This window comes from Marinomonas aquimarina, assembly GCF_900089755.1.
GTDB classification, from domain to species: domain Bacteria; phylum Pseudomonadota; class Gammaproteobacteria; order Pseudomonadales; family Marinomonadaceae; genus Marinomonas; species Marinomonas aquimarina.
This window is the reverse complement of the sequence record NZ_FLOC01000007.1, coordinates 143,280-167,054: the sequence shown is the minus strand read 5'-3', so window position 1 is coordinate 167,054 and position 23,775 is coordinate 143,280. Positions and strand designations below refer to the sequence as shown.

At 49.3% G+C, this 23,775-nt stretch carries 19 protein-coding genes; 11 read left to right on the top strand and 8 right to left on the bottom strand.

Annotated features, from left to right (window positions below; translation table 11 throughout):
• Nucleotides 1-494: 494 nt before the first annotated feature.
• The gene (gene purL / locus MAQ5080_RS07850; protein ID WP_067208513.1) at nt 495-4,391 is read right to left on the bottom strand and encodes a phosphoribosylformylglycinamidine synthase; all 3,897 of its coding nucleotides are present in this window, start codon (nt 4,389-4,391) and stop codon (nt 495-497) included.
• A 104-nt stretch (nt 4,392-4,495) separates the two neighbouring features.
• Nucleotides 4,496-5,032, bottom strand: a complete 537-nt coding sequence (tadA, locus tag MAQ5080_RS07845; protein WP_067208510.1) for a tRNA adenosine(34) deaminase TadA — start codon at nt 5,030-5,032, stop codon at nt 4,496-4,498.
• 48 nt (nt 5,033-5,080) lie between these two features.
• Here tadA and MAQ5080_RS07840 point away from each other — a divergent pair, with 48 nt between their 5' ends.
• On the top strand, nt 5,081-5,491 hold the full coding sequence (locus MAQ5080_RS07840) for a CBS domain-containing protein (protein ID WP_082861060.1): 411 nt from the start codon (nt 5,081-5,083) through the stop codon (nt 5,489-5,491).
• A 54-nt stretch (nt 5,492-5,545) separates the two neighbouring features.
• Here the strand turns inward: MAQ5080_RS07840 and MAQ5080_RS07835 are convergent, their stop codons facing one another.
• From MAQ5080_RS07835 to MAQ5080_RS07820, 4 genes are all read right to left on the bottom strand, one after another.
• On the bottom strand, nt 5,546-5,788 hold the full coding sequence (locus tag MAQ5080_RS07835; protein WP_067208506.1) for a cold-shock protein: 243 nt from the start codon (nt 5,786-5,788) through the stop codon (nt 5,546-5,548).
• Nucleotides 5,789-5,853: 65 nt separating this feature from the next.
• Nucleotides 5,854-8,637 carry a valine--tRNA ligase gene (locus MAQ5080_RS07830; RefSeq protein WP_067208503.1) on the bottom strand — a complete coding sequence of 928 codons (2,784 nt, stop codon included), beginning with the start codon at nt 8,635-8,637 and terminating at the stop codon, nt 5,854-5,856.
• An 85-nt stretch (nt 8,638-8,722) separates the two neighbouring features.
• The gene (locus MAQ5080_RS07825; RefSeq protein WP_067208501.1) at nt 8,723-9,184 is read right to left on the bottom strand and encodes a hypothetical protein; all 462 of its coding nucleotides are present in this window, start codon (nt 9,182-9,184) and stop codon (nt 8,723-8,725) included.
• Nucleotides 9,185-9,468: 284 nt separating this feature from the next.
• Nucleotides 9,469-10,926 (bottom strand): leucyl aminopeptidase, encoded by a 1,458-nt coding sequence (locus MAQ5080_RS07820; protein ID WP_067208498.1) that lies wholly within the window; start codon nt 10,924-10,926, stop codon nt 9,469-9,471.
• Between the two features lie 129 nt (nt 10,927-11,055).
• Here MAQ5080_RS07820 and lptF point away from each other — a divergent pair, with 129 nt between their 5' ends.
• Entirely contained in the window at nt 11,056-12,174 is a 1,119-nt protein-coding gene (lptF, locus tag MAQ5080_RS07815; RefSeq protein ID WP_067208495.1) for an LPS export ABC transporter permease LptF, read from the top strand.
• Complete coding sequence (gene lptG, locus MAQ5080_RS07810) at nt 12,167-13,228, top strand: LPS export ABC transporter permease LptG (protein ID WP_067208492.1); 1,062 nt, start codon at nt 12,167-12,169, stop codon at nt 13,226-13,228. The genes lptF and lptG overlap by 8 nt, the downstream gene beginning before the upstream one ends.
• A 21-nt stretch (nt 13,229-13,249) precedes the next feature.
• On the opposite strand, the gene MAQ5080_RS07805 is transcribed toward lptG, so the two are convergent.
• Together MAQ5080_RS07805 and MAQ5080_RS07800 are read right to left on the bottom strand one after the other, a co-directional pair.
• The gene (locus MAQ5080_RS07805) at nt 13,250-13,672 is read right to left on the bottom strand and encodes an RDD family protein (RefSeq protein WP_067208489.1); all 423 of its coding nucleotides are present in this window, start codon (nt 13,670-13,672) and stop codon (nt 13,250-13,252) included.
• 116 nt (nt 13,673-13,788) lie between these two features.
• Nucleotides 13,789-14,949 carry an aminotransferase class I/II-fold pyridoxal phosphate-dependent enzyme gene (locus MAQ5080_RS07800; RefSeq protein ID WP_067208485.1) on the bottom strand — a complete coding sequence of 387 codons (1,161 nt, stop codon included), beginning with the start codon at nt 14,947-14,949 and terminating at the stop codon, nt 13,789-13,791.
• A gap of 167 nt (nt 14,950-15,116) precedes the next feature.
• Between MAQ5080_RS07800 and dksA the strand changes: the two genes are divergently transcribed.
• The 8 genes from dksA to pgi all read left to right on the top strand — a co-directional run bounded on the left by dksA (nt 15,117) and on the right by pgi (nt 23,741).
• Nucleotides 15,117-15,551 carry an RNA polymerase-binding protein DksA gene (dksA, locus tag MAQ5080_RS07795; RefSeq protein WP_067208481.1) on the top strand — a complete coding sequence of 145 codons (435 nt, stop codon included), beginning with the start codon at nt 15,117-15,119 and terminating at the stop codon, nt 15,549-15,551.
• A 3-nt stretch (nt 15,552-15,554) separates the two neighbouring features.
• The gene (gluQRS, locus tag MAQ5080_RS07790; protein WP_067208478.1) at nt 15,555-16,436 is read left to right on the top strand and encodes a tRNA glutamyl-Q(34) synthetase GluQRS; all 882 of its coding nucleotides are present in this window, start codon (nt 15,555-15,557) and stop codon (nt 16,434-16,436) included.
• 65 nt (nt 16,437-16,501) lie between these two features.
• Entirely contained in the window at nt 16,502-17,926 is a 1,425-nt protein-coding gene (locus tag MAQ5080_RS07785) for a sigma-54 dependent transcriptional regulator (RefSeq protein ID WP_067208474.1), read from the top strand.
• Nucleotides 17,927-18,464: 538 nt separating this feature from the next.
• Nucleotides 18,465-19,895: a polynucleotide adenylyltransferase PcnB gene (pcnB, locus tag MAQ5080_RS07780; protein ID WP_067208471.1), complete on the top strand. Its 1,431-nt coding sequence runs from the start codon at nt 18,465-18,467 to the stop codon at nt 19,893-19,895.
• Between the two features lie 8 nt (nt 19,896-19,903).
• Nucleotides 19,904-20,389 (top strand): 2-amino-4-hydroxy-6-hydroxymethyldihydropteridine diphosphokinase, encoded by a 486-nt coding sequence (folK, locus tag MAQ5080_RS07775; protein WP_067208467.1) that lies wholly within the window; start codon nt 19,904-19,906, stop codon nt 20,387-20,389.
• A gap of 2 nt (nt 20,390-20,391) precedes the next feature.
• Nucleotides 20,392-21,219, top strand: a complete 828-nt coding sequence (gene panB / locus MAQ5080_RS07770; RefSeq protein WP_067208464.1) for a 3-methyl-2-oxobutanoate hydroxymethyltransferase — start codon at nt 20,392-20,394, stop codon at nt 21,217-21,219.
• Nucleotides 21,216-22,067, top strand: a complete 852-nt coding sequence (gene panC / locus MAQ5080_RS07765; RefSeq protein ID WP_067208461.1) for a pantoate--beta-alanine ligase — start codon at nt 21,216-21,218, stop codon at nt 22,065-22,067. The genes panB and panC overlap by 4 nt, the downstream gene beginning before the upstream one ends.
• Before the next feature lie 30 nt (nt 22,068-22,097).
• A complete protein-coding gene (pgi, locus tag MAQ5080_RS07760; RefSeq protein ID WP_067208458.1) occupies nt 22,098-23,741 on the top strand; it encodes a glucose-6-phosphate isomerase in 1,644 nt (547 codons plus the stop codon).
• Nucleotides 23,742-23,775 lie beyond the last annotated feature (34 nt).

The window sequence follows — 23,775 nt, the reverse complement described above, 5'->3', positions numbered from 1 at the left end:
ACCCTAAGATTAAAGAACGTAAAGCGAATTGACATGGTCACTTGCTTAAGACTTCAAAGTTTTTGAGAAGTCTCCAGCGAGCGCCCACACAAATTATCTGATTATCTATTTTAAAGAGCGTTGACACTGTTGCTTGCTGTTTCCAGTTCGCTTCGCAGTCCGTTGTGGTCTGCCGTGTCAGTGGAGGCGTATAATACGCATCAGAATTTTCAGCGCAAGCACTTTTTGAATTAATTTTAAAAAACATCGAATTTATAAGAGAAAACCGCAGAATTGATTGTTTATTAATCACAATCAAGCACTTATCGATCAATAAATAGACAAAGCAGTTTTTAATGCCCTTCAGAATTGAAAGGGGTCAGATCCCTTAACAGATAGAAGGCATTGGAAGCTGATACTTAGAAGGGATCTGCCCCCTGAGCCACGACCCTTAAAAACAAAAAGCCCGCTACGGAAATCCGTAGCGGGCTTTTAAATACTTTAAAGCTAAGCGATTAGCCTAGGAACTTGCGTGCGTTTTGGAATAGACGCAACCAAGGACCTTGCTCTTGCCAGCCTTCTGGCTTCCAGCTGTGTTGTACCGCACGGTAAACACGCTCTGGGTGAGGCATCATGATGGTGACACGACCGTCTTCAGACGTTACACCGGTAATACCTTCAGAAGAGCCGTTCGGGTTGAATGGGTAACGTTCTGTCGCTTGACCGTAGTGGTCAACGAATTGTAGCGCTACTTGACCATTCGCTTGCAGGATACCTTTGTGTGCGTCATCACGGTATTCCGTTTGACCTTCACCGTGGGCAACCGCGATCGGCATAACAGAACCGGCCATGTCAGCAAGTAGGATCGAGTTAGACTCTTTCACTTCTACCTGAACTAGACGTGCTTCGAACTGTGCAGATTGGTTACGTACGAACTTCGGCCAGTTTTGCGCACCAGGAATCAGGTCATGCAAGTTAGATAGCATCTGACAACCGTTACAGATACCTAGCGAGAAGGTTTCTTGACGGTTGAAGAAGGCTTCGAACTGCTCACGTGCACGAGTGTTGAATAGGATAGACTTCGCCCAACCTTCACCCGCACCTAGTACGTCACCGTAAGAGAAACCACCACATGCAACTAGGCCGTGGAACTCTTCAAGTGAGACGCGACCCGTTAGGATGTCACTCATATGAACGTCAACTGGATTGAAGCCAGCTTTATGGAAGGCTGCTGCCATTTCCACTTGACCGTTAACACCCTGCTCACGCAATACCGCCATGCGAGGTTTCGCACCAGTGCTGATGTAAGGTGCGGCAACGTCCGCATTGATATCGAAGCTTAGTTTCGCAGACAGACCAGGATCTTTCGCATCGAGCAAGTTATCGAATTCTTGCTGTGCTGATTCTGGATTATCACGCAGCGCTTGGATACGGTAGCTTGTTTCAGACCAAGTACGCTGCCAAGTGATACGATCTTGAGAAAGTACTTGTTCACCTTGGAAAGCGAAGTTCAAGGTATCGCTATCGTTTAGTGTTGCAATCGCTGTCGCAGAGACGCCTGCCATTTGGTAAGCTGCTAGTACTGCGTCCACTTCGCTGTTCGCTACTTGGATCACTGCACCTAGTTCTTCGTTGAACAAAGACGCCGCTAGAGACGCTTTATCTTTGGCAACGTTGGTTAGATCAACATCTAGACCGATGTGGCTTGCAAAAGACATTTCAGTCAAGGTTGCAAATAGACCACCGTCTGAACGGTCGTGGTAAGCAAGTAGTTTGCCTTCCGCGTTCAATGCTTGAGTGGTATCAAAGAAGCCTGCCAGAACTGCTGCGCTGTCTACATCAGGTGTTGCGCTGCTTACTTTGTTGAAGACTTGCGCAAGTACCGAACCACCTAGACGGTTTTGACCCGCGCCAAGATCCAATAGGATCAATTGGCTGTCTGCTTGCTTAAGCTCAGGCGTTAATGTCTTACGAACATCTTCAACTGGTGCAAACGCAGAAATAACTAGAGACAATGGTGAAGTAACCGCTTTTTCTTCGCCGTCCTCTTTCCATACAGTCTTCATAGACATAGAGTCTTTACCAACAGGGATGGCGATATCCAGTGCTGGACACAGTTCCATACCGACTGCTTTAACCGTTTGGTATAGCTTCTCGTCTTCACCTGCGTGACCCGCAGCCGCCATCCAGTTTGCAGATAGCTTAATGTGGTTACGTTTGGTGATTTTTGCTGCTGCCAAGTTGGTTAGCGCCTCACCTACTGCCATGCGACCAGAGGCTGGTGCATTCAATAGTGCTGCTGGCGTACGCTCACCCATAGTCATCGCTTCACCTGTGTAGCTGTCTAGAGACGAAGTCGTTACCGCTACGTCCGCTACAGGTACCTGCCATGGACCGACCATTTGGTCACGCGCCACCATACCTGTGATAGTACGGTCACCGATGGTGATCAAGAAGCTCTTAGATGCCACCGTTGGTAGGCTAAGCACGCGCTTCGCTGCTTCAGCCAATTCAACGTCAGAGCCGTCAAAGTCATCGCCTTTCACGTCCGCTTTCGCTGCTTCACGGTGCATTTTAGGTGGCTTACCAAATAGTACAGACATTGGTAGGTCAACTGGGCTGTTATCGAAGTGTGGATCTTCAACTTCTAGGTGCAGTTCTTCTTTCGCTTCACCTACCACAGCAAATGGACAACGCTCACGTTCACAGATCGCTGCGAACTCGTCGATACGGTTAGCCGGAATCGCCATTACGTAACGTTCTTGAGATTCGTTACACCAGATCTCTAGCGGTGACATGCCAAGTTCGTCGTTCAATACTTTACGTAGATCGAACTTACCGCCACGCTCGCCGTCTTTTACAAGCTCAGGCAAAGCATTAGACAGACCACCTGCACCCACATCGTGGATAAAGCTGATTGGGTTGTTATCCCCTAGCTGCCAACAACGGTCGATTACTTCCTGACAACGACGTTCCATTTCTGGGTTGCCACGTTGTACAGAAGCAAAATCTAGATCTTCGTTACCGTCTGCAGAGGCCATAGAAGATGCTGCACCACCGCCAAGACCGATCAACATTGCAGGGCCACCTAGTACTACTAGCTTAGAACCTACTTGGATCTCATCTTTTTCAACGTGCTCACGACGGATGTTACCGATACCGCCTGCTAGCATGATTGGCTTGTGGTAACCGCGTACTTCGTCACCTGTAGGACCTTGTACTGTCTGTTCGAAAGTACGGAAGTAACCTAGTAGGTTTGGACGACCAAATTCGTTGTTAAACGCCGCGCCACCGATCGGACCTTCGATCATGATGTCCAGAGGTGTCACGATACGGCTTGGTTTGCCGTATTGGCTTTCCCATGGTTGTTCAAAACCTGGAAGTTTCAAGTCAGATACGGTGTAACCTGATAGGCCAGCTTTTGGCTTAGCACCAATACCCGTTGCGCCTTCGTCACGGATCTCACCACCAGAACCTGTCGCCGCACCGGCAAATGGCGCAATCGCCGTTGGGTGGTTGTGGGTTTCAACCTTCATCAGAATGTCGATGTTCTCTTGTGAGAAATCGTATTCACGTGTTTCAGAGTTCGGGAAGAAACGGCCCGCTTTGTGACCTTCCATAACCGCGGCGTTGTCTTTGTACGCAGACAAGGTGCCATCTGGGTTATGTTCGTGTGTATTCTTGATCATCTTGAACAAAGAACGTTCTTGTTCTTCGCCATCGATGGTCCAAGATGCATTAAAGATCTTGTGACGACAGTGCTCAGAGTTTGCTTGAGCAAACATCATTAGCTCTACGTCATTTGGGTTACGACCCAATTCTTTGAATGACTCTACCAAGTAGTCAATTTCATCTTCCGCCAAGGCTAGACCAAGTTTTTGGTTAGCTTCTACCAATGCTTCACGACCGCCGCCTAGCACATCAACGCTGGTCATTGGCGCTGGCGTCGCATGGCTGAACATGGTTTCTGCCGCAGCAACGTCTAGCAATACACTCTCCGTCATACGGTCGTGTAGCAATGCTGCGATTTCTGTACGCTGTGCGTCAGAGAATGTTTCGCTTGAATGAATGAAGTACTGCACACCGCGCTCAGCACGCTCTACCAACTCAAGGCCACAGTTATGCAGAATGTCCGTTGCTTTAGAAGACCATGGAGAGATGGTACCTAGACGTGGCACTACCAAAACGTAGTTGTCAGATACTTGAATCGGCGCAGACTTAGCCCCGTAAGTCAGAGCCTGTTCTAGCACGCCTTGTTGCTCTGCTGTCAGTGCCTGACCTGACTTTAGCTCAACAAAATGTAGAAACTGGGCATCGATATCTGTGATAGATGGATACAGATCTTGTAGACCTGCTAAAAGCTTAGCTTTGCGAAACGCAGAAAGCGCCGCGGAACCATGCAGAGTCAGCATGTCGAGTTTTGCCTCATGTGGTAGTTTGGGGAAAAATTTGCCCGTATTTTAAATCAATGAGGCGTTTTGAAGCCAGTCTAGTCTGCGCAATATCATGACTTTCCTTACTCAGTGTCGTTATTTCGCGCCTTAGCCTGTTGTTTTAACCGTTTTTTTTGCTCGCGACGGTACTGAAAAAAGTTTGACAGCTGAGTACTGGCCCGCTCTGCCAGCACGCCACCAAGAGCTTCAACCCGATGATTCAAGAAACTATGGCAGAAAAACTGCTGCTGACTTTCCACCACACCGCTCTTAGGCTCGGTCGCGCCATACACCACACGGGCAATACGACTGTGTACGATCGCCCCAGCGCACATAGAGCAAGGCTCCAGTGTCACGTATAAAGTCGCTTCGGGCAGACGATAGTTATTCACATTTTTACAAGCATCACGGATCGCTTGTATTTCCGCGTGAGCCGTCGGATCGCAGGTATGAATCGGCGAATTAAAGCCTTGGCCGATAATCTTACCACCTTGCACCACGATCGCCCCGACAGGGATCTCACTCTCAGCCTCCGCCTGACTGGCAAGCGCCAAGGCTTTGGCCATCCAATATTCGTCGTTCTCTTGTTGTGAATGACACGGGTCTATTGCGCTGGGCATTTCAAATCTCCTAAACTCAGGGGAACTATTATACAAGGAGTTTGAAGCGTGCAAACTGTAGCAGATTTGATGGTCACCAATCTTGTCACACTCAAAGAAAGTGATTCACTAGCAAAAGCCAAAGCTCTGATGGCAGAAAAGAACATTCGCAACCTACCCGTTATCGACGATGAGAATAATTGCCTAGGCATGCTGACACAGCGCGAATACCTTAAACACGCCTTTTACTTGGTCAGCCAGTTCGGTACTCAGCAGCTTGCCAAAAAAGAAGAGCAAACGCCGGTGCGCAACGCTATGAACAAGGACACCTTGAGCGTAGAACCCAACATGTCTCTCAAAGCCGCGGCCGAGTTCTTTATTGCTAACAAATACGGCAGTCTACCTGTGGTAGAGAACGGCAAACTGGTCGGTATCTTAAGCCCAGTGGACTTCGTCAAACTGGCCCACAGCATGCTTTAAGCGTACTTAAATAACAAAAAACCAGCACTAGGCTGGTTTTTTTATAACAAGAGATCACACCTGGTCAGAGTGATTGAGCGTGGGACGTTTTTCCAGCATGACCTGTGACGCCTGCATACCAAAATCCGTTTCCATGATTTCAAAACTGACGGACTGCCCCTTTTTCAGGGTTTTATGCCCATCCGACAAAATCGATTTATAGTGCACAAATACATCCGGTAAATCATCACGCTTAATAAAGCCGATCCCCTTGGTGTCATTAAACCAGCGCACCTTACCAAAAAATCGTTCTGCCATTGACCACCTCTTATTATTGTTTTGAGCCAATCGCCCTAACCGCTATCGATTAGGGCTGACTGTTCTTACAAAGATTCGATGCTTGTCTTTTGCTCTTCTAAACGAGCCACAACAGATTTCAAATCTTCACACTTGGCCTTTTCTTTCTCTACCACTTCGGCAGGGGCTTTGGCCACAAATGACTCATTGCCTAGTTTGCCTTCGATACGCTGTAGATCTTTACTCGCCTTATCGATTTCTTTTTGCAGACGCGCAAGCTCTGCTTCCTTATCGATTAGACCTGCCATTGGCACAAGCACTTCCATTTCACCCACTAGCGCTGTGGCAGACATAGGCGCCTCCGCACCCGTTTCAAGCCATGTAATGGATTCGATTTTCGCCAGCTTCTGTAGGAAAGTTAGGTTAGCTTCCATACGCGCTTTATCTTGCTCAGAACCATGGCGGAAGAAGACTTCCAGCGGTTTAGATGGTGCAATGTTCATCTCACCACGGATGTTACGCACACCTTCGATAACACCTTTTAGCCATTCAACGTCGGCTTCTGCTGCCGCATCTTTTTTCGCTTCGTCGGTAGCAGGGAACGCTTGCGTCATCACCGTCTCGCCAGTTTGACCAGCAAGAGGCGCTACACGCTGCCAGATTTCTTCCGTGATAAACGGCATCATTGGGTGCGCTAAACGAAGGAAGGCTTCCAATACGCGAACCAAAGTACGGCGTGTACCTGCTAGCTGTGCTGGGGTTGAGTTTTCGTCCCACAGCACAGGTTTAGAAAGCTCTAGGTACCAGTCACAGTATTCGTGCCACATGAACTCGTAAATAGCTTGCGCAGCTAGATCGAATCGGTGCGTATCGTAGGCTTTGTTTACCGCTTCTTCAGCGTGCTGCAGACGGGAAATGATCCACTTATCCGCTAGTGATAGCTCTACATCGCCACCGCTTTGTGCACAGTCTTGGCCTTCTGTGTTCATCAACACGTAACGTGCTGCGTTCCAGATCTTGTTACAGAAGTTACGGTAACCTTCTAAACGGTTAAGATCGAACTTGATGTCACGACCACCAGACGCCAGTGAGCACAGCGTAAAGCGCAATGCATCGGTACCGTACGCAGGCATGCCGTCAGGGTAGGTTTCACGGGTGTTCTTCTCAACTTTTTCGGCTAGGCGTGGCTGCATCATGCCGTAGGTACGTTTCGCAACCAGCGCGTCTAGATCGATACCGTTAATCAAATCCAGAGGATCGATCACGTTACCTTTCGATTTCGACATCTTGTCGCCACGTTCATCACGGATCAGACCAGTGATGTAAACCGTTTTGAACGGCACCTTGTTAGTGAATTTCAAGGTCATCATGATCATACGGGCAACCCAGAAGAAGATGATGTCAAAGCCCGTTACTAGAACGTCTGACTCACCAAATAGATCCAGTTCTTCGGTTTGCTCTGGCCAACCTTGTGTTGCGAAGGTCCACAGTGCAGAAGAGAACCAAGTATCCAACACATCTTCGTCTTGGGTTAGCTCAAGGTCTGCCGCTAGGTTGTACTTAGTACGCACGGTTGCTTCGTCTTGACCCACGTAGAAGTTACCTTCTGCATCATACCAAGCCGGGATTTGGTGTCCCCACCAAAGCTGACGTGAGATACACCAGTCTTGTAGGTCACGCATCCAAGCAAAGTAGGTGTTTTCCCATTGCTTAGGTACGAATTGAATATCACCGTTTTCAACCGCTTCGATAGCCGGTTTCGCTAGGCTTTCCACCGCTACGTACCACTGATTGGTTAGGTACGGCTCCACCACTGTATTACCACGCTCGCTGCGTGGCACTTTTAATTTGTGATCGGCGATTTTTTCCAGAAGACCTAGGTCTTCAAAATCTTTCACCACTTCTTTACGCGCATCGAAACGATCTAGGCCACGGTATTTTTCTGGCGCTTCATTATTGATCGACGCATCATCGGTAAAGATGTTGATCATTGGTAGGTTATGACGCTTACCTACTTCATAGTCATTAAAGTCGTGGGCAGGGGTAATTTTCACACAACCCGTACCGAACTCTTTATCAACGTATTCATCGGAAACGATTGGAATACGGCGGCCAACCAATGGCAGAACCACTTCTTTGCCCACCAATGCAGCGTAACGCTCGTCATCTGGTGCGACCGCCACGGCGGAGTCACCTAGCATAGTTTCTGGACGGGTCGTCGCCACAACAATGTAGTCTTTACCTTCCGCTGTTTTAGCGCCATCCGCTAGCGGGTAACGGAAGTGCCACATGAAGCCGTTCTCTTCTTCTGACAATACTTCTAGGTCAGAAATGGCTGTATGCAGTTTTGGGTCCCAGTTTACTAGGCGTTGACCACGGTAAATAATGCCTTCATCGTACAGGCGCACAAAGACTTCTTGCACCGCTGCCGACATGCCTGGGTCCATGGTGAAGCGTTCTTTGCTCCAATCCACCGAGTCACCCAAGACACGCATTTGATCCGAGATAGTGCCACCAGACTGAGCTTTCCATTCCCATACTTTCTCAAGGAACTTTTCACGGCCCAATTCGGTACGAGTTTGATTCTGTGCGGCGAGTTGACGCTCTACCACCATTTGCGTCGCGATACCGGCGTGATCGCTGCCTGGTTGCCACAAGGTACGCTGACCTTGCATACGCGCACGGCGAATCATAGCGTCCATCAAGCTGTGCTGGAACGCGTGGCCCATGTGCAGACTACCTGTGACGTTCGGCGGCGGAATCATGATAGAGAATGGCGTGCCGTCACCCTTAGGCGCGAAGTAATGATTTTCTTCCCAGCGCGAGTAAATTGGCTGTTCGATACTTTGAGGTTGGTAAGTCTTTTCCATTATGGTGTCTTAAAGCTCTTGGATGGCAAAAATTAAGTTGCGGGAATTATAACGCTTACGCAGCGGCCGAGAAAGTCACGTGAAGCTACTGCTCTTCACGTTTTGAGATTTCTGTCATAACTTCTGCGACCAACTGTGGCAAGCGGCGTTCCAGAACACTGCGAATGGCCGCGGCGATAATCTGCGATTGATCGCTTTTACTGGACTTTTGCGGCGCTGTGGCAAGGGCTTCAGCACTCTGTTTCACTGACGAAGTGACAGTTTGCGCTACCTCTGCCACCGTGTCCTCTGGCGGTTCGTATTGAAACTCTGATTTGCGCGTTTCAGGGGGTTCGTATTGAAAATGCGTGGCCGCTTTTTCCGGCTCTTTGTCGCTTGAAAGCAGTTTTTTCAGATGCATTTCTTGGCTAACAGGCGTGGTAACCTCATCCGCCCCAACCACATCCATCAAAATAGGGATGTCATCTTTGTTGCGCAGCGCGGCCGTTAGGACAGTTTCGTCCGGCTCAGACAAATACATTTGAGCATCAGAAAGCACATCAGACATAAAAAACCACAATCAAAGCCAAGTTTATCGGCATCTTCAGGGGCAAACACGGCCACTGATTATCCCGTTAGGAAACGATCAAGTTGTACAACTTTCGCACTGACGCCCGCAAAAGTCCACCCTCAGCGGAGCGGCTCAATCTATACCCACCATTTGCTGCACACTAGTTACAGTCGCTAACATTTTCATCACGCTAACACTAAAGTCGCTACTCAGCGCCGACTAAAACTAAAAAGCCCCACCGCAATACATGACGGCAGGGCTTTTAAATACTTTAAAAGCAATTAGCTAGCTTTACTCAATAAATATTGAGTTAACAGGCCAACTGGTCGACCACTGGCACCTTTGGCTGCGCCCCCCGTCCATGCGGAACCGGCAATGTCCAAATGCGCCCAAGGGTAGCTTTCAGTAAAGCGCGACAAGAAACACGCTGCCGTAACAGAACCCGCTTCTGGGCCACCGATGTTACCGATGTCAGCAAAGTTACTGTCAAGTTGCTGTTGGTACTCTTCGTCCAATGGCATCTGCCATAATTTATCCGCCGCGTCTTTGCTGGCCACTTTAAGTGCCTCCGCCACGTCTTGTTTGTTGGCGTACATACCAGAGTTAACACTGCCAAGCGCCACGATACAGGCCCCCGTCAGGGTCGCGATATCCACAACAGATTGTGGTTTAAAACGCTCAATATAAGTCAACGCATCACACAGCACCAAACGACCTTCGGCATCGGTGTTCAGCACTTCAACGGTCTTGCCAGACATGGTTTTGACGATATCACCTGGCTTGGTGGCACGACCGCTTGGCATGTTCTCCGCAGCGGCAATCACTGCAGTGAAGTTCAATGCAGGTTTTAGCTCACAGATGGCTTTCATAGTACCAAAGACACTGGCAGCACCACACATGTCGTACTTCATCTCGTCCATTTTCGCACCTGGCTTCAACGAGATACCGCCAGTATCAAAGGTGATACCTTTACCAAGAAGTACATGCGGCGCTTCATCTTCTTTACCACCACGGTAATGCATCACGATTAGGTAGCTTGGTTGATCACTGCCACGGCCAACGGACAGCATACAGTGCATGCCCAGTTCATCCATCTTGGTTTCGTCGAGCAATTCCACTTCGATGCCATAGTCTTCGCCCAACTGCTGAGCTTTCGACGCTAGGTATGCTGGCGTACAAACATTACCTGGTAGGTTGCCCAGTTGACGGGTAAAGGCAGAACCAGCCGCTGTTGCCACACCTACTTTCAGTGCACCTTCGTTTGTGCCTTCGATTTGCAGCGTTTCAACCTTGCTTACTTTCTCTGCATCCGACTGTTTAAAACCAAGGAACTCATAGAAGGCTTCATTTAGCCATTGCGCCAACAAGGTAGTGATATTGTCCGCATCGCGCTCTTTCACTGACAAACCACTCGCCGCGACCGCCACATTAGCGTATGGCAAGGCTTTAATTTGTGCGCCCAATGCCGCTGCTACTTTTTTCACATTCATATCTGACAGTGTGTCTTTACCAGTTCCGACCAACAATAAAGCCGGCTGACCCGCTACTGTGCTTGGTAACAATAAAGTCTGCGCCACTGAGCCTTTGAAAACGGTTTGTTCACGAAGTGCGGCAATTTGACCATTCACTTTTTCATCCGCTTGCGCCGTTGCAGCTGGTAAATCCCCTTCACTTGGAACAAATACCGCAAGCAAGTCTGCCTGGACGTCAGCAACATTGTTGAACAATTGTGTTTTCATATTTCCCATCCAATTCAATAATCTTTCTAAAATACTGGCTACCTACGGCAACTATCGAGATAATATTAGCCGTTTAACTTTTTTGTAGCGATCACCTGAAGTCACGCTAGAACTCCAGTAGAGGTTCCTTTGAAACTATTCAGATACTTGGCTAAAGAAGTGTTGGTGTCAACCGCAGCGGTGACCCTCATCTTACTTCTTGTCATTTTAAGCGGACGCATTTTTAACTATCTCGGTCGCGTCGCGGATGGCCGCATGAGCTTTGACTTCCTATTTATTTTATTAGGTCTACACGTCCCAAGCTTTATTCAGGTCATTTTACCGTTAGCCTTTTTCCTATCGCTGTTGCTGGCCTATGGTCGACTTTACATCGAAAATGAAATGTCGATCCTATTCGCCAGCGGTGTCAGCAAGCTTAAGCTCGCAGGGTACACCCTAGGTATCGCATTTTTTGTGACAGCACTGTCGGCGTTTATCAATTTTTGGCTGTCCCCTACCTTTGAGTATAAAGCCCAAGAAATCACTCAAGCCCAAAATCAATTAACGGCATTTGACTTCTTACAACCCGGCAAGTTCGAAGGTTCTGGCCAACGGGCCACCTATATCGAAGACTTCACCCCCAACGAAGGCTGGATGGAGAACCTCTTTCTCTCTGACAATACCCATAAAGGTGGGCAACTGGTGCCATCACAAACCTTGGCACGCTATGGTGAGCTAGTACGTTTTGCCGAGCACGATGGTTTGCAATACCTAGTACTCAAAGACGGCGTGCGCTACGAAGGCCGCCCAGGCACGGGACATTACAGCATTACCACCTTTGATACCTATGCCATTCGTATTGAAGATACACCGGCCGGTGAAATCACTGCCGAAGAAGCCCAACCGACACTATCCTTGCTGAACGCGAGCGACCCGAAGCTGGTAGCAGAGCTGCATTGGCGCATCAGTTTGGTAGTGATCGTGCCGATTCTCGCCATGATTGGCCTATCGTTGAGCCAGGTAAATCCACGTCAAGGTCGCTTCTTTAAAATGCTGCCCGCCATCGTGTTACTGATCACCTATCTGGGATTGCTTATTTGGGGGCGCACCGCCCTTGAAAAACAGATCATCCCAGCCCAGCTTGGCTTATGGTGGGTGCATATGCTGTTTATTATGATCGCGACTTACACCTTCCTGCTGTTTAACCAAGCGTTTTCTCGAAAAGCGGCGCGTTTACCTGAGCAAAACACTGGAGGCCGTCATGCGTAAGCTCGATCGTTACATTGGCATGAGCGTTTTTCTTGCCGTCTGCTTGGTCGCCTTTGTCTTGCTCGGATTGGATTTTGCCATCACCTTTATCGAAGAGGTCAAAAAGGTAAACGAGCAATACACCGCCGCGACATTAATTCAAGTCCTCGGCTTACGTATCCCGGGGAAACTGGCCGAGTACCTGCCCGTCGCTTCATTGATCGGCACGCTAGTCGGCCTAGGCGCCTTGGCGTCGACCTCAGAGATTACCGTTATGCGCGCCGCAGGGGTGCCCCTATGGCGCTTGGGTTTTGCCGCTTGTAAACCCGTGCTGGCTTTGGCATTAGCTGGACTACTGGTGGCGGAGTATGTTTCCCCGATTGCGGAGCAAAAAGCCAACTTGGTGGACAAGCTACAAGTAGGTGTCAACAGCAACTTCGCCATTACCGGCGGTAGCTGGTTAAAAGCCAACGGCGACTATGTTTACATTGATGCTGCGGACCGCCAAGGTAAGCTGTACAACATCACCATCTACGATCGCGAACAGGACACCTTACAAGCCATCCACACCGCCCGAAGTGCAACCCAAGAATCAGAAAACACTTGGACGCTGCACAACATCGCCACCTCTACCTTTACTGAGGAGCAGGTGATCGTCAGCCATGCCGAGTCACAAGAGTGGTACTCGTCACTCAAAGCAAACTATTTGTACCTGTCGACACAAGAACCTGACAGTCTGTCACTGACGCAGCTGTATCAGTATTCGAGCTTTTTAAAAGAACAGGGGCTTAACCCTGGGGATTATGAGCTGTCTTTCTGGAGTAAGATGTTCCGCCCACTGTCTTCACTGGCACTGGTGATCGTGGCGATTTCAACGATCTTTGGGCCACTGCGATCGTCGACCATGGGGGGGCGTATCTTTTCTGGGGTATTGATCGGTCTCGCGTTTCAGAACACGCTCTACATCATGGGCCGCTTAAGCCTAGTCAGCTCTTTGCCACCGTTGGCGGGTATTCTATTGCCGATCCTAGCCTGCTTTGCAATCGGCCTATATCTGCTCAAACGTCGCCACTAAGGTCTAAAGCAACAACGCAACCTAAGAGGGGTTGCGTTGTTTATGATCAATAAACTCTAACCGAGTTTGCGACAACTTATCGTGCCAAGTCTGTTGATTCTTATCGATCAGAGCCCACAAGAAGCCCAATCCAAAACAGCCCCAAGACACCAACGCAAACACATAGCGAGCCGTCGCTTGTCGTACTGTCAGAGGGGCGCCATTTTCTTGCACCACACGAAACTTCCACACCTGCATGCCTAGGGTCTGACCTGGGTAACGCCAAAACTTTACAAAGAAACCCCAAGCAATCAACAGCAACAACCAAAACAGCCACATACCCTGCACTGCTTCGCCATCATTGGCCATTACAGCAATCCAACCGACTAAAAAGTACAAGGCAATTAATAGTAAGGAATCGTAGAACGCCGCTGCCAAGCGACGCCATAAATGAACTTTGTGCATTGCTACCCTTCACTTTTCTATGTTCATCACAATGGAAACTATAATGCAGAGTAATAATGCACATTTGAAGCAGCTTTTAGAAAACCTCAGCAGAACACGATTGAGGTCAATAAAAACTAGGCCTGTATAAAGCGCGCAATGCGCTCTAACGCTTGCTCAATACGCTGACAATCACAGGTGTAAGCGAAGCGCACATATTTGTGGGCATCTTTCATACCAAAGTCTGCCCCAGGGGTAAGCGCGACGAACTCTTGCTCTAATAAAGCTAAACACCATTGCATGGCATCTGTGGTAATGCTCGATACATCGACGTAGACATAGAAAGCCCCCTGTGGCGCAGAAGCAATCGGCAAGCCTAATTTCTCTAACCCCTTAAGCAAGGTCATACGACGTTCGGCAAGGGTTTGTCGACGCTGCTCACATTCGGCCAACACATCTGGCTGGAAGGCTCTTAAAGCTGCATATTGGGCAATCGAAGGGGCTGAGATAAACAGGTTTTGCGCCAGCTTGGTGGCCCCTTCAATAGCCCATTCAGGCACCACAATCCAACCTAAACGCCAGCCAGTCATGGCGAAGTATTTCGAAAAGCTGTTCACCACAAAGATGTCATCACTGACACTCAACGCGGTAAAGTCCTCGCCCTCAAATACTAAGCCTTGGTAAATCTCGTCCACCAACATATGACCACCCTGCTGTTGCACGATATCCCACGCTTTAACGACGTAGTCTTTGGCAAGCACTGAACCGGTTGGGTTCGCAGGCGATGCCAACCACAGCCCCGTGGTTTGCGCCTGCCAATGGGACGCCAGTGAATCTAAGTCAATTTCAAAGTTGTGCTCACTCAAGCACTCCAACATACGCGCTTGAGCACCCACTTGTAACAAGAAGTGTCGGTTACAAGGATAACAAGGGTCTGGCATTAAGACCTCTGAACCGACTTCAGCCATTAAAGAACTCAATAGCAGCAAGGCACCGGATGCCCCAGGTGTGACGACGATACGCTCCGGCGCCACCTGAACTTTATAACGTTCGAGATAGAATTCACTAATCGCCTGACGCAGTTCTGGCAGTCCAGTGGCTGCGGTATAACCCGTACGACCTTCACGAATCGCCGCTATGCCCGCTTCATTCACTACCTCAGGGGCCGTAAAGTCTGGCTCGCCCACTTCGAGGTGAATCACATCCTCTCCCGCAGCTTGCAGATGTTTAGCACGCTCCATCACGGCCATGACTTGAAAAGGGGCTATTTGCTCGACGCGTTTCGCTAAAGTCTGCATACTAATCTTTAAACTCCTTAAAAGTGCGCGACAAAAGAATAAAGTTTTTGCGCAAAAAATGTGGTTATGGCACAAATTATCTGATAACTTTCCGCCCGAAAATTTAAACCACCTTAACTTAATGTAAACAGGTTACCACAAGGACACCTGGGAAGTGAGGCAAGACTATGCCAAGTAAAAATCCTGAATCATTGATGAAAGACTTTACACCTTACGTTGCGGCGAAAGGTGAAGAGTACATGAACGAAAAACAATTGGCGCACTTTAAAAGCATCCTTCTCAACTGGAAGCAAAACCTAATGGAAGAGGTTGATCGCACAGTACACAACTTACAAGAAGAAGCGGTGAACTATGCAGATCCAAACGATCGTGCCAGCCAAGAAGAAGAATTTAGCCTAGAGCTACGTGCTCGTGACCGTGAGCGTAAATTGGTTAAAAAGATCAACCAAACGATCGAACGCATCAACGAAGACGACTACGGCTTCTGTGATGAGTGTGGTATCGAAATCGGTATCCGTCGTCTTGAGGCGCGTCCGACAGCGACCATGTGTATCGACTGTAAGACTTTGTCAGAGATCAAAGAGAAGCAAATCGGCGGTTAATTCATGCCCACTGCTTATCGCGGCCGGTTCGCCCCTTCGCCAACCGGCCCGCTGCATTTTGGCTCCCTCCTCAGTGCTGTGGCCAGCTATTTGGACGCCCGCCAACAGCAAGGGACTTGGTTAATCCGCATCGAAGATGTTGACGGCACACGCTGCTCTACAGCTTTTCAGCAAGCTATTATTAGTACCCTACATAGTTATGAACTGTTCTCTGATGAAGATATTCTGGTTCAATCTGAACGCTACGATTTATATCAGCACCACTTAGAAAAACTGATTGCGCGCGACTTGGCCTACCCATGTCAGTGCACTCGAGCCTCCTTGAAAGCCACACAAGGGTTACATCCAAGCCGCTGCCACAGTGACACCCAAACAGCGCATTCTTGGCGCGCCCAATGCGATCAAGGCATTTACGAGTTTATTGATCCGATTCAAGGGCCGCAGCATTTCGATGTTCGCCAACCGCTGAACCACCCAGTACTGAAGCGCAAAGACGATTACTTTTCTTACCAGCTGGCGGTGGTAGTGGATGACCACCTACAGAACATTAGCCACATAGTGCGCGGCGCCGACTTGCTGGAGACGACCGGTCAGCAACTGTGGTTGTATCAACAGTTTGCCTGGCAAGCGCCTGAGCTTTGCCATTTACCACTCATCATCAATGAGCATGGCGATAAGATCAGTAAACAGAACCACGCTAAAGCCATTCCCAATGGTGAGGTGAGAGTCCTACAACGGGTACTGCATTATCTTGGCCTAAGCAACATCCCTAGCGACCTTAACATAGCACGCTTATTAGACTGGGCCAGTGAGCACTGGTCACAACAGCGCCTATGCCAAGCAAGCCTCCCCCTGCAAGACAGCGATCAAGATTTCATCCGCTAATCCCACACTCGCACACAGGAGCAAAGTGAGTATAATCGTTACATCAAGTTACAAGGGGTGACAGGATGTATCACGTAATGGTGATTTGTGGCGACAACTCGCCACTTAAAGAAGTAGATCGCTGGCTAAGCCGCAATGGCTTTCACGTCAACATTAGCCAAACCATTGAGCAAGCCATCAAGTATTACGAACTGGATGACTTCGAACTGTTACTGATTGATGCTGAGGTTGCCCCCGACGAATCGCTGGCAAAGGTCAGCCAACAAACCTTTATCATCTTTGACCAACGCCCCAGCCTCAATAGCGCCATTGAATACATGGCCAAAGGGGCCAACTACTTTATCCCGTTACCTACCGACCCCGACACCGTACTGGCACAGGTCATCGAAGCGCTCGAAAAGCCGAAGCATGGCCAAACTAAAGGTGCGGAGCTAAAAGCAGATAGCACAGCGGACATCAGCCTGTTTGCCGAGCAAAGCCAGCCTCCCAGCAGCCCAACCTTAGGCTCTCCTGAGAGCGGCATCATCGGTAATAGCCCCGTTATGCACATACTGTTTGATGAACTGCAAAAAGTGGCCAAGACCAATGCCACGGTACTGATCCACGGCGAGTCCGGCACGGGTAAGGAATTGGTGGCCAAATCCATCCACAATCTGTCTAAGCGTAAAAACAACGCTTTAATCAGTGTTAACTGTGCCGCGATCCCGGAAAACTTAATTGAATCCGAACTATTCGGTCACGAGAAAGGCGCGTTCACCGGTGCCGTGTCGGCTCGCGACGGCCTAATCGTGGCAGCGGATCAAGGGACGTTATTCCTCGATGAAATCGGCGAGCTCCCCTTAGAGGCTCAGGCGCGCTTGCTACGCGTACTACAAGAAGGGGAAATTCGCCGCGTGGGTGCGGTCACGTCCACTCAAGTGGACATCCGACTGGTGACAGCTACCCACCGTAACCTGTTGCAAATGGTACAAAACGGCATGTTCCGTGAAGACTTATACTACCGTCTCTATGTGATGGAGCTCACCGTACCTGCCCTGCGCGAGCGTGGCGAAGATATCTCATTGATTGCAAAGACATTACTAGAGAAAGCCTGCAAAAAGCACGATAAACCGGTGCCCCCCTACAGTAAGACCTTTGACAAGGCGATCCGCGCCCACAACTGGCCCGGCAACGTGCGCGAACTGGAAAACGCCCTAGAGCGAGCTATTATTCTGAGTCCAGAAGGCAAACTAGAGGCCAGCAATCTCAAACTGAAAAGCAAAGACAGTCACACAAAGGTAACAAAAGACGTGCACACTGGCGGCGCCTCAGAAAGCCCCTCACAGTTTGTCATTGAAGGCACCACGCTAGACGATTACTTCAAACACTTTGTGCTGACGCACCAACATAAAATGACTGAAACTCAGCTTGCACAGTCTCTGGGCATCTCCCGAAAAAGCCTTTGGGAAAGACGCCAAAAGCTTGGCGTGCCCAGAAAAGTAACGGAATAAAAGTAACACTTGTTACGACACTACCCATCAAAACCTTGCAATATCGTAAAAAAAGTGCACAACATTTTTTAAAATTCCTTATTTTTCAGTATTTTGAGAAAATTGGCACAACAAATGCCTTATATAGGACACAACGATAACAAGATTGACATAATAAAAATAAGTTAATCATTGTGTACGTTCCTTCAAATAAAAATAAAATAAAAGGAACACCGTAGCCTCTGCAAATAAAAATAAAACCTGAGGCTGCGGATGGAAAGATCGCTTTGGATAATTGATTTTTTTAGATATACAAGCCGAAAGGCGATGAAAACATTGCAAAAATAAAAATAAAACCTGAGTAGAACTGCAGAAGCAGCACCCACTTTGTTTTCGGAACTAGTATCTTCGATGTATCCAAAGCGATTATTTTATTTTCGCTTCCCTCTTTCTTTTCTGTCACACCTTTCCAAGCTAATTCCTTCTCTGTTTATCGTGTATCTTCTATCCTAGCCGTGTAGAATAACTACACCCATCAATTGTTGAAATTAATTAAATAATGCTTGCAGGTTTTAGGTCTTTGGTTCGTAAAGCGACTTCCTTATTTGACTCAGATGAGTCTCGACAACTACCTCTAGAAATTCCTAGAGACCAACATACATTCTCGAGAAAGAACATCAGCCCCAATGCGCTGAAAGTTCTATATCGCCTTAATGAGGCAGGATTCGACGCCTATCTCGTTGGCGGCTGTATTCGAGATCACTTGATTGGCATAGAGCCAAAAGACTTCGATGTGGTGACTAACGCCACGCCGGAAGAAGCACACGCACTGTTCTCCAATTCTCGTTTGATTGGTCGACGCTTTAAACTGGTGCACGTCACCTATGGTCGAGAAATCATTGAAGTCTCCACCTTCCGCGCCAATACCGCCGCACAACAGCCAGCCGAACCAGAACAGCAAAAATCCCTAAAAAACAAAGACACGGCGCGCTCATCACACGGCATTATTTTACGCGACAACGTCTACGGTTCGATTGAAGAGGACGCGGAGCGCCGCGACTTCTCTTTCAACGCTCTGTATTACAACATCGCCGATTTCTCAATCAACGATTACTGTGGTGGTCTAGCGGATATTGAAAAACGTCAGATCCGTATCATTGGCGATCCACGTCAGCGCTATCAAGAAGACCCTGTGCGCATGCTGCGTGCGATCCGTTTTGCTGCCAAATTAAACTTTTCCATTGAAGCGGAAACTGCCGCACCAATCAAAGAAATGGCACACCTACTGGACCACATTCCACCGGCTCGTTTATTCGAAGAAGTACTCAAGCTGTTGGGCAGCGGCAACGGTGTCGAGACATTCAAGCTATTGCGCGAATACGGCCTATTCAAGTACCTGTTCCCAGATACCGACGCGCTATTGAAAAGCGGTTGGCAGCGTAAAGACATCGACCCTGAAGCCTTTATTATGCAAGGCTTACTCAACACCGATGAACGCATCCAAAGTGGTCGCAGCACCGCGCCTTATTTCTTGTATGCCATCCTATTGTGGCCAAGCGTCGCGTTGCGCCACGAAGAATTTGAAAAGCAAGGTTTACCAGAGCTACCAGCATTGCACCAAGCCGCAACCATGGTACTGGACAACCAAGTGGCTGCAACGGCGATCCCGCGTCGTTTCTCGACACCGATGCGTGAAATTTGGGATCTGCAATTCCGCTTACCAAAACGTTATGGCAAACGCGCTTTCACCCTGTTGCAACACCCACGCTTCCGCGCCGCCTATGACTTCCTATTGATTCGTGAGCAAAGCGGCACCAACCTAGGCGGTCTAGGCGAATGGTGGAGCAACTTCCAACAGGCTCCTGAAAACCAACAACGCGACCTGATCAACAAAGCCGATGAGCGTAAAGCGGACGATGCGCCAAAAGCCAAACGTCGTCGCCCACGCCGCCGTCGCAGCAGTAACGCGAAACGTTCACAAGAACAGTGAGATCATCTATGAACAAGGTATACATTGGCCTAGGCAGCAACTTAGAAAACCCGTTGGCACAGCTAAAAAGTGCCATTGAACAGCTATCTCAACACAGCGACATTGCCAACTTTCATTGTTCAACCATCTATTCAAGCAAGCCGGTTGGCCCGCAAGACCAACCGGACTACGTCAATGCCGTGGCGTGCTTTGAAACGCAGCTTGATGGCATTGCCACTCTGGATTTGCTGCAAGGTATTGAGCAAGACCATCGTCGTGTGCGTGAACGCCACTGGGGACCAAGAACCCTAGATTTGGACATTCTGCTGTTCAACCAAGACACCATTGCATTATCACGCCTGACCGTACCGCACCCATTTATGCTAGAACGCGGGTTCGTGATCCGTCCCCTGCTTGATCTAGCGCCAGAGCTGCTGCTGCACAATGGCAAAACCGTTGCAGAGCATGTCATTCAACTTGATACCAGCGACTTGGTAGCAATCGAAGAAGCATAACCATGTATTCAGACACGTCAGCGAAAAAACCAGCAAGCCCCATTACCCTGTCCAAGCTACAACGTATGAAGCAAGCCGGTGAGAAGTTCACCTGCCTCACTTGTTACGATGCAACCTTTACCCATGCCATGAACGAAGCAGGCGTCGAAACCATTCTGGTAGGCGATTCTCTCGGTATGGTGGTACAAGGACAAGACAGCACGCTGCCGGTTTCAATCGATGATATGTGTTATCACACGGCTGCCGTCAAACGCGGCAACAGCCATGCTTTCATCCTCGCTGACATGCCTTTTATGAGCTATAGCTCGCCCAACCAAGCCCTAGACAACGCCGCTAAGCTAATGCAAGCCGGCGCTCATATGGTCAAGCTTGAAGGCGGTAGCTGGCTCGCCGATACCGTACGCCTACTGTCTGAGCGTGGCATCCCTGTGTGCGCCCACTTAGGCTTAACACCACAGGCGGTTCACAAACTAGGTGGCTACAAAGTACAAGGCAAGGATCAGGCCGCAGCCGATTTGATCCTTCAAGAGTCATTAGACCTAGTGGCCGCAGGCGCTGACATTTTATTATACGAATGCATTCCTAGCGCGCTAGGCAAGTCTTTAACCGAAGCCGTTAGCGTCCCAGTGATTGGCATTGGCGCCGGCGCCGATACCGATGGCCAAGTACTGGTGATGCACGATATGCTGGGGGTCAACACTGGCCGCCCAGCGCGCTTCGTTAAGAACTTTTTAACCGATGGTCGCACCATTAAAGACGCGTTCGCCGCTTACGTCGACGAAGTGAAGAACGGCACTTTTCCAGCACCCGAGCACACATTTGACGCATGAAAACATTTCACACTGTAGCTGAACTTCGCACAGCCCTAAAAAGCGAACGCCTTCAAGACAAACGCATTGCTTTCGTCCCAACCATGGGCAATCTACACGAAGGCCATATGGATCTGGTCCGCCGCGCTCGCCAAGAAGGCGACGTGGTGGTGTCATCGATCTTCGTCAACCCAATGCAGTTCTCAGCCAATGAAGATCTAGAGCGCTACCCGCGCACCCTAAAAGAAGATCAACACTTGCTGGAGAGCAACGGTTGCGACTACCTATTCGCCCCTACAGCGTTAGAAATGTACCCAGATGGCAAACGCAGCCAAACCCAGATTGAAGTCACGGGTTTGTCCGACATCTTGTGTGGTGCCACACGCCCAGGCCACTTTGTTGGGGTGGCCACGGTGGTGACCAAGCTTTTTAACATTGTTATGCCAGACTGTGCGATATTTGGTAACAAAGATTATCAACAATTAAAAGTCATTGAAGACATGGTGCGCGACCTAAGCTCCAATGTAGAAGTCATTGGCGTGGATATTGCTCGTGCAGAGTCGGGTCTGGCATTAAGCTCGCGCAACGGCTACCTGACTGAGGCTGAGCGCAACACAGCCACAACGATTTACCAAACCCTTCTATGGGCGAAGCAACAAATCCTAGAAGGTCACGTAAGCTACGCTGACATTTGCGAACAAGCTCAACAGAAGCTTGAAGCAGTGGGGTTCAAGCGTGACTACTTTGAAATACGTGCACAACACGATTTACTAACACCATCAGAGAAAGAGACGCGACTAGTGATTCTAGTGGCCGCCTATTTAGGCAAAGCTCGGTTGATCGACAACCTCACCGTTGATCTACCGTAACCCTCTTATACTCAATCTAGGGAGATTGTCATGAGCTCACCAACGCAACACTCCGCGTGGCAAGCACTGGCACAGCATCAGCAAGAGATGGCTTCAGTAAAGATGACTGAGCTCTTTGCTGAGGATGCAACACGTGCCGAGTCTTTCAAAGCATCCGCGGCAGGATGGACATTGGACTACTCTAAAAACCGTGCCAACGCCGACACCATGAAATGGCTGCTGCAATTAGTCGAGCAAGCGGGCATGAAGTCTGCCATCACAGGTATGTTCCAAGGCGATCACATCAACAACACCGAAGACCGCTCTGTTTTGCATGTGGCTTTGCGCGCCAGCAAAGCGCAAGACAGCTTATTGGTTGATGGCGTGAACGTCCTCGATGAAGTGCGCCAAACCTTAGCGCAGATGGAGCAATTTGTTGAACAACTGCACAGTGGCACATGGCAGGGTCACAGCGGCAAGAAAATCACCGATGTGGTATCGATTGGCATCGGCGGCTCCTACCTTGGCCCAAAAGTGGTGGCCGAAGCACTGACGCCGTATAAGAAAGACGACATCAAGGTACACTTTGTTGCCAACATCGATGGTTCAGACATCACTGAAAAGCTCAAACTACTGAATGCGGAAACCACAGTCTTCATCGTTTCCTCCAAATCCTTTGGTACCTTAGAAACCCTATACAATGCCAACGCTGCCCGTGCTTGGTGTATTGCCGAAGGCGTACCAGAAGCAGACATTAAGAAACATTTTGCCGCGGTTAGCTCTAACGTTGAGAAAGCGGTGAAATTCGGCATGGCGGAAGAAAACATCTTCCCAATGTGGGACTGGGTTGGCGGCCGCTACTCACTCTGGTCAGCGATTGGCTTACCGATTGCGGTAGCCGTGGGTATGGATAATTTCTATGAGCTGCTAGACGGCGCCTACGCCATGGATGAGCATTTTAAAACCGCTCCATTTGCCCAGAACTTACCGGTCATCATGGGGGCATTGGGCGTTTGGTACAGCAACTTCCATAACGCTCAAACCCACGCACTGATCCCTTACGATCATTACCTACGTGCTATGCCTGCACACATCCAGCAGTTGGATATGGAAAGTAATGGTAAAGCTAACTTGGTGGATGGCTCAGGCGTAGCGACCGATACCGGCCCAATTATCTGGGGCGGCGCCGGCACCAATGGCCAGCACGCTTACCACCAGTTATTGCACCAAGGTACACGCCTAGTGCCGGTCGACTTTATCGCACCGTTGAAAACCCACAACCCAGTGGCAGATCACCATGCTCAGCTGTTTGCTAACTGCCTAAGTCAGTCGCAAGCGCTGATGGTGGGCAAGAGCCTAGCACAAGCCGAGAAAGAACTGCGTGATGCCGGTGCTTCTGAAGCACAAGTGGCGGCGATTGCACCGCACAAAGTCATTCCGGGTAACCGCCCTAGCAACACCTTACTGACAGAGCAATTAACGCCATTCAGCACTGGCTCTTTGATTGCACTGTACGAGCATCGCACCTTTGTGCAGGGCACCATCTGGGGCATTAACTCGTTTGATCAATGGGGCGTAGAACTGGGTAAAGTATTGGGCACCGACGTCTATCAGCGCCTTGTCACGGATACCGACAACAGCCAATTAGATGCGTCTACCCAAGCCCTGATCGCGGCATTTAAAGACGCTCAATAGCACTCACCTTAAGCTCTTCGCAGCCTAACAATAA

Coding starts and splice junctions, on each gene's coding strand:
- purL (WP_067208513.1), bottom strand. CDS start 4,391: ATGCTGACTCTGCATGGTTCCGCGGCGCTTTCTGCGTTTCGCAAAGCT.
- tadA (WP_067208510.1), bottom strand. CDS start 5,032: ATGCCCAGCGCAATAGACCCGTGTCATTCACAACAAGAGAACGACGAA.
- MAQ5080_RS07835 (WP_067208506.1), bottom strand. CDS start 5,788: ATGGCAGAACGATTTTTTGGTAAGGTGCGCTGGTTTAATGACACCAAG.
- MAQ5080_RS07830 (WP_067208503.1), bottom strand. CDS start 8,637: ATGGAAAAGACTTACCAACCTCAAAGTATCGAACAGCCAATTTACTCG.
- MAQ5080_RS07825 (WP_067208501.1), bottom strand. CDS start 9,184: ATGTCTGATGTGCTTTCTGATGCTCAAATGTATTTGTCTGAGCCGGAC.
- MAQ5080_RS07820 (WP_067208498.1), bottom strand. CDS start 10,926: ATGAAAACACAATTGTTCAACAATGTTGCTGACGTCCAGGCAGACTTG.
- lptG (WP_067208492.1), top strand. CDS start 12,167: ATGCGTAAGCTCGATCGTTACATTGGCATGAGCGTTTTTCTTGCCGTC.
- MAQ5080_RS07805 (WP_067208489.1), bottom strand. CDS start 13,672: ATGCACAAAGTTCATTTATGGCGTCGCTTGGCAGCGGCGTTCTACGAT.
- MAQ5080_RS07800 (WP_067208485.1), bottom strand. CDS start 14,949: ATGCAGACTTTAGCGAAACGCGTCGAGCAAATAGCCCCTTTTCAAGTC.
- dksA (WP_067208481.1), top strand. CDS start 15,117: ATGCCAAGTAAAAATCCTGAATCATTGATGAAAGACTTTACACCTTAC.
- gluQRS (WP_067208478.1), top strand. CDS start 15,555: ATGCCCACTGCTTATCGCGGCCGGTTCGCCCCTTCGCCAACCGGCCCG.
- MAQ5080_RS07785 (WP_067208474.1), top strand. CDS start 16,502: ATGTATCACGTAATGGTGATTTGTGGCGACAACTCGCCACTTAAAGAA.
- pcnB (WP_067208471.1), top strand. CDS start 18,465: ATGCTTGCAGGTTTTAGGTCTTTGGTTCGTAAAGCGACTTCCTTATTT.
- folK (WP_067208467.1), top strand. CDS start 19,904: ATGAACAAGGTATACATTGGCCTAGGCAGCAACTTAGAAAACCCGTTG.
- panB (WP_067208464.1), top strand. CDS start 20,392: ATGTATTCAGACACGTCAGCGAAAAAACCAGCAAGCCCCATTACCCTG.
- panC (WP_067208461.1), top strand. CDS start 21,216: ATGAAAACATTTCACACTGTAGCTGAACTTCGCACAGCCCTAAAAAGC.
- pgi (WP_067208458.1), top strand. CDS start 22,098: ATGAGCTCACCAACGCAACACTCCGCGTGGCAAGCACTGGCACAGCAT.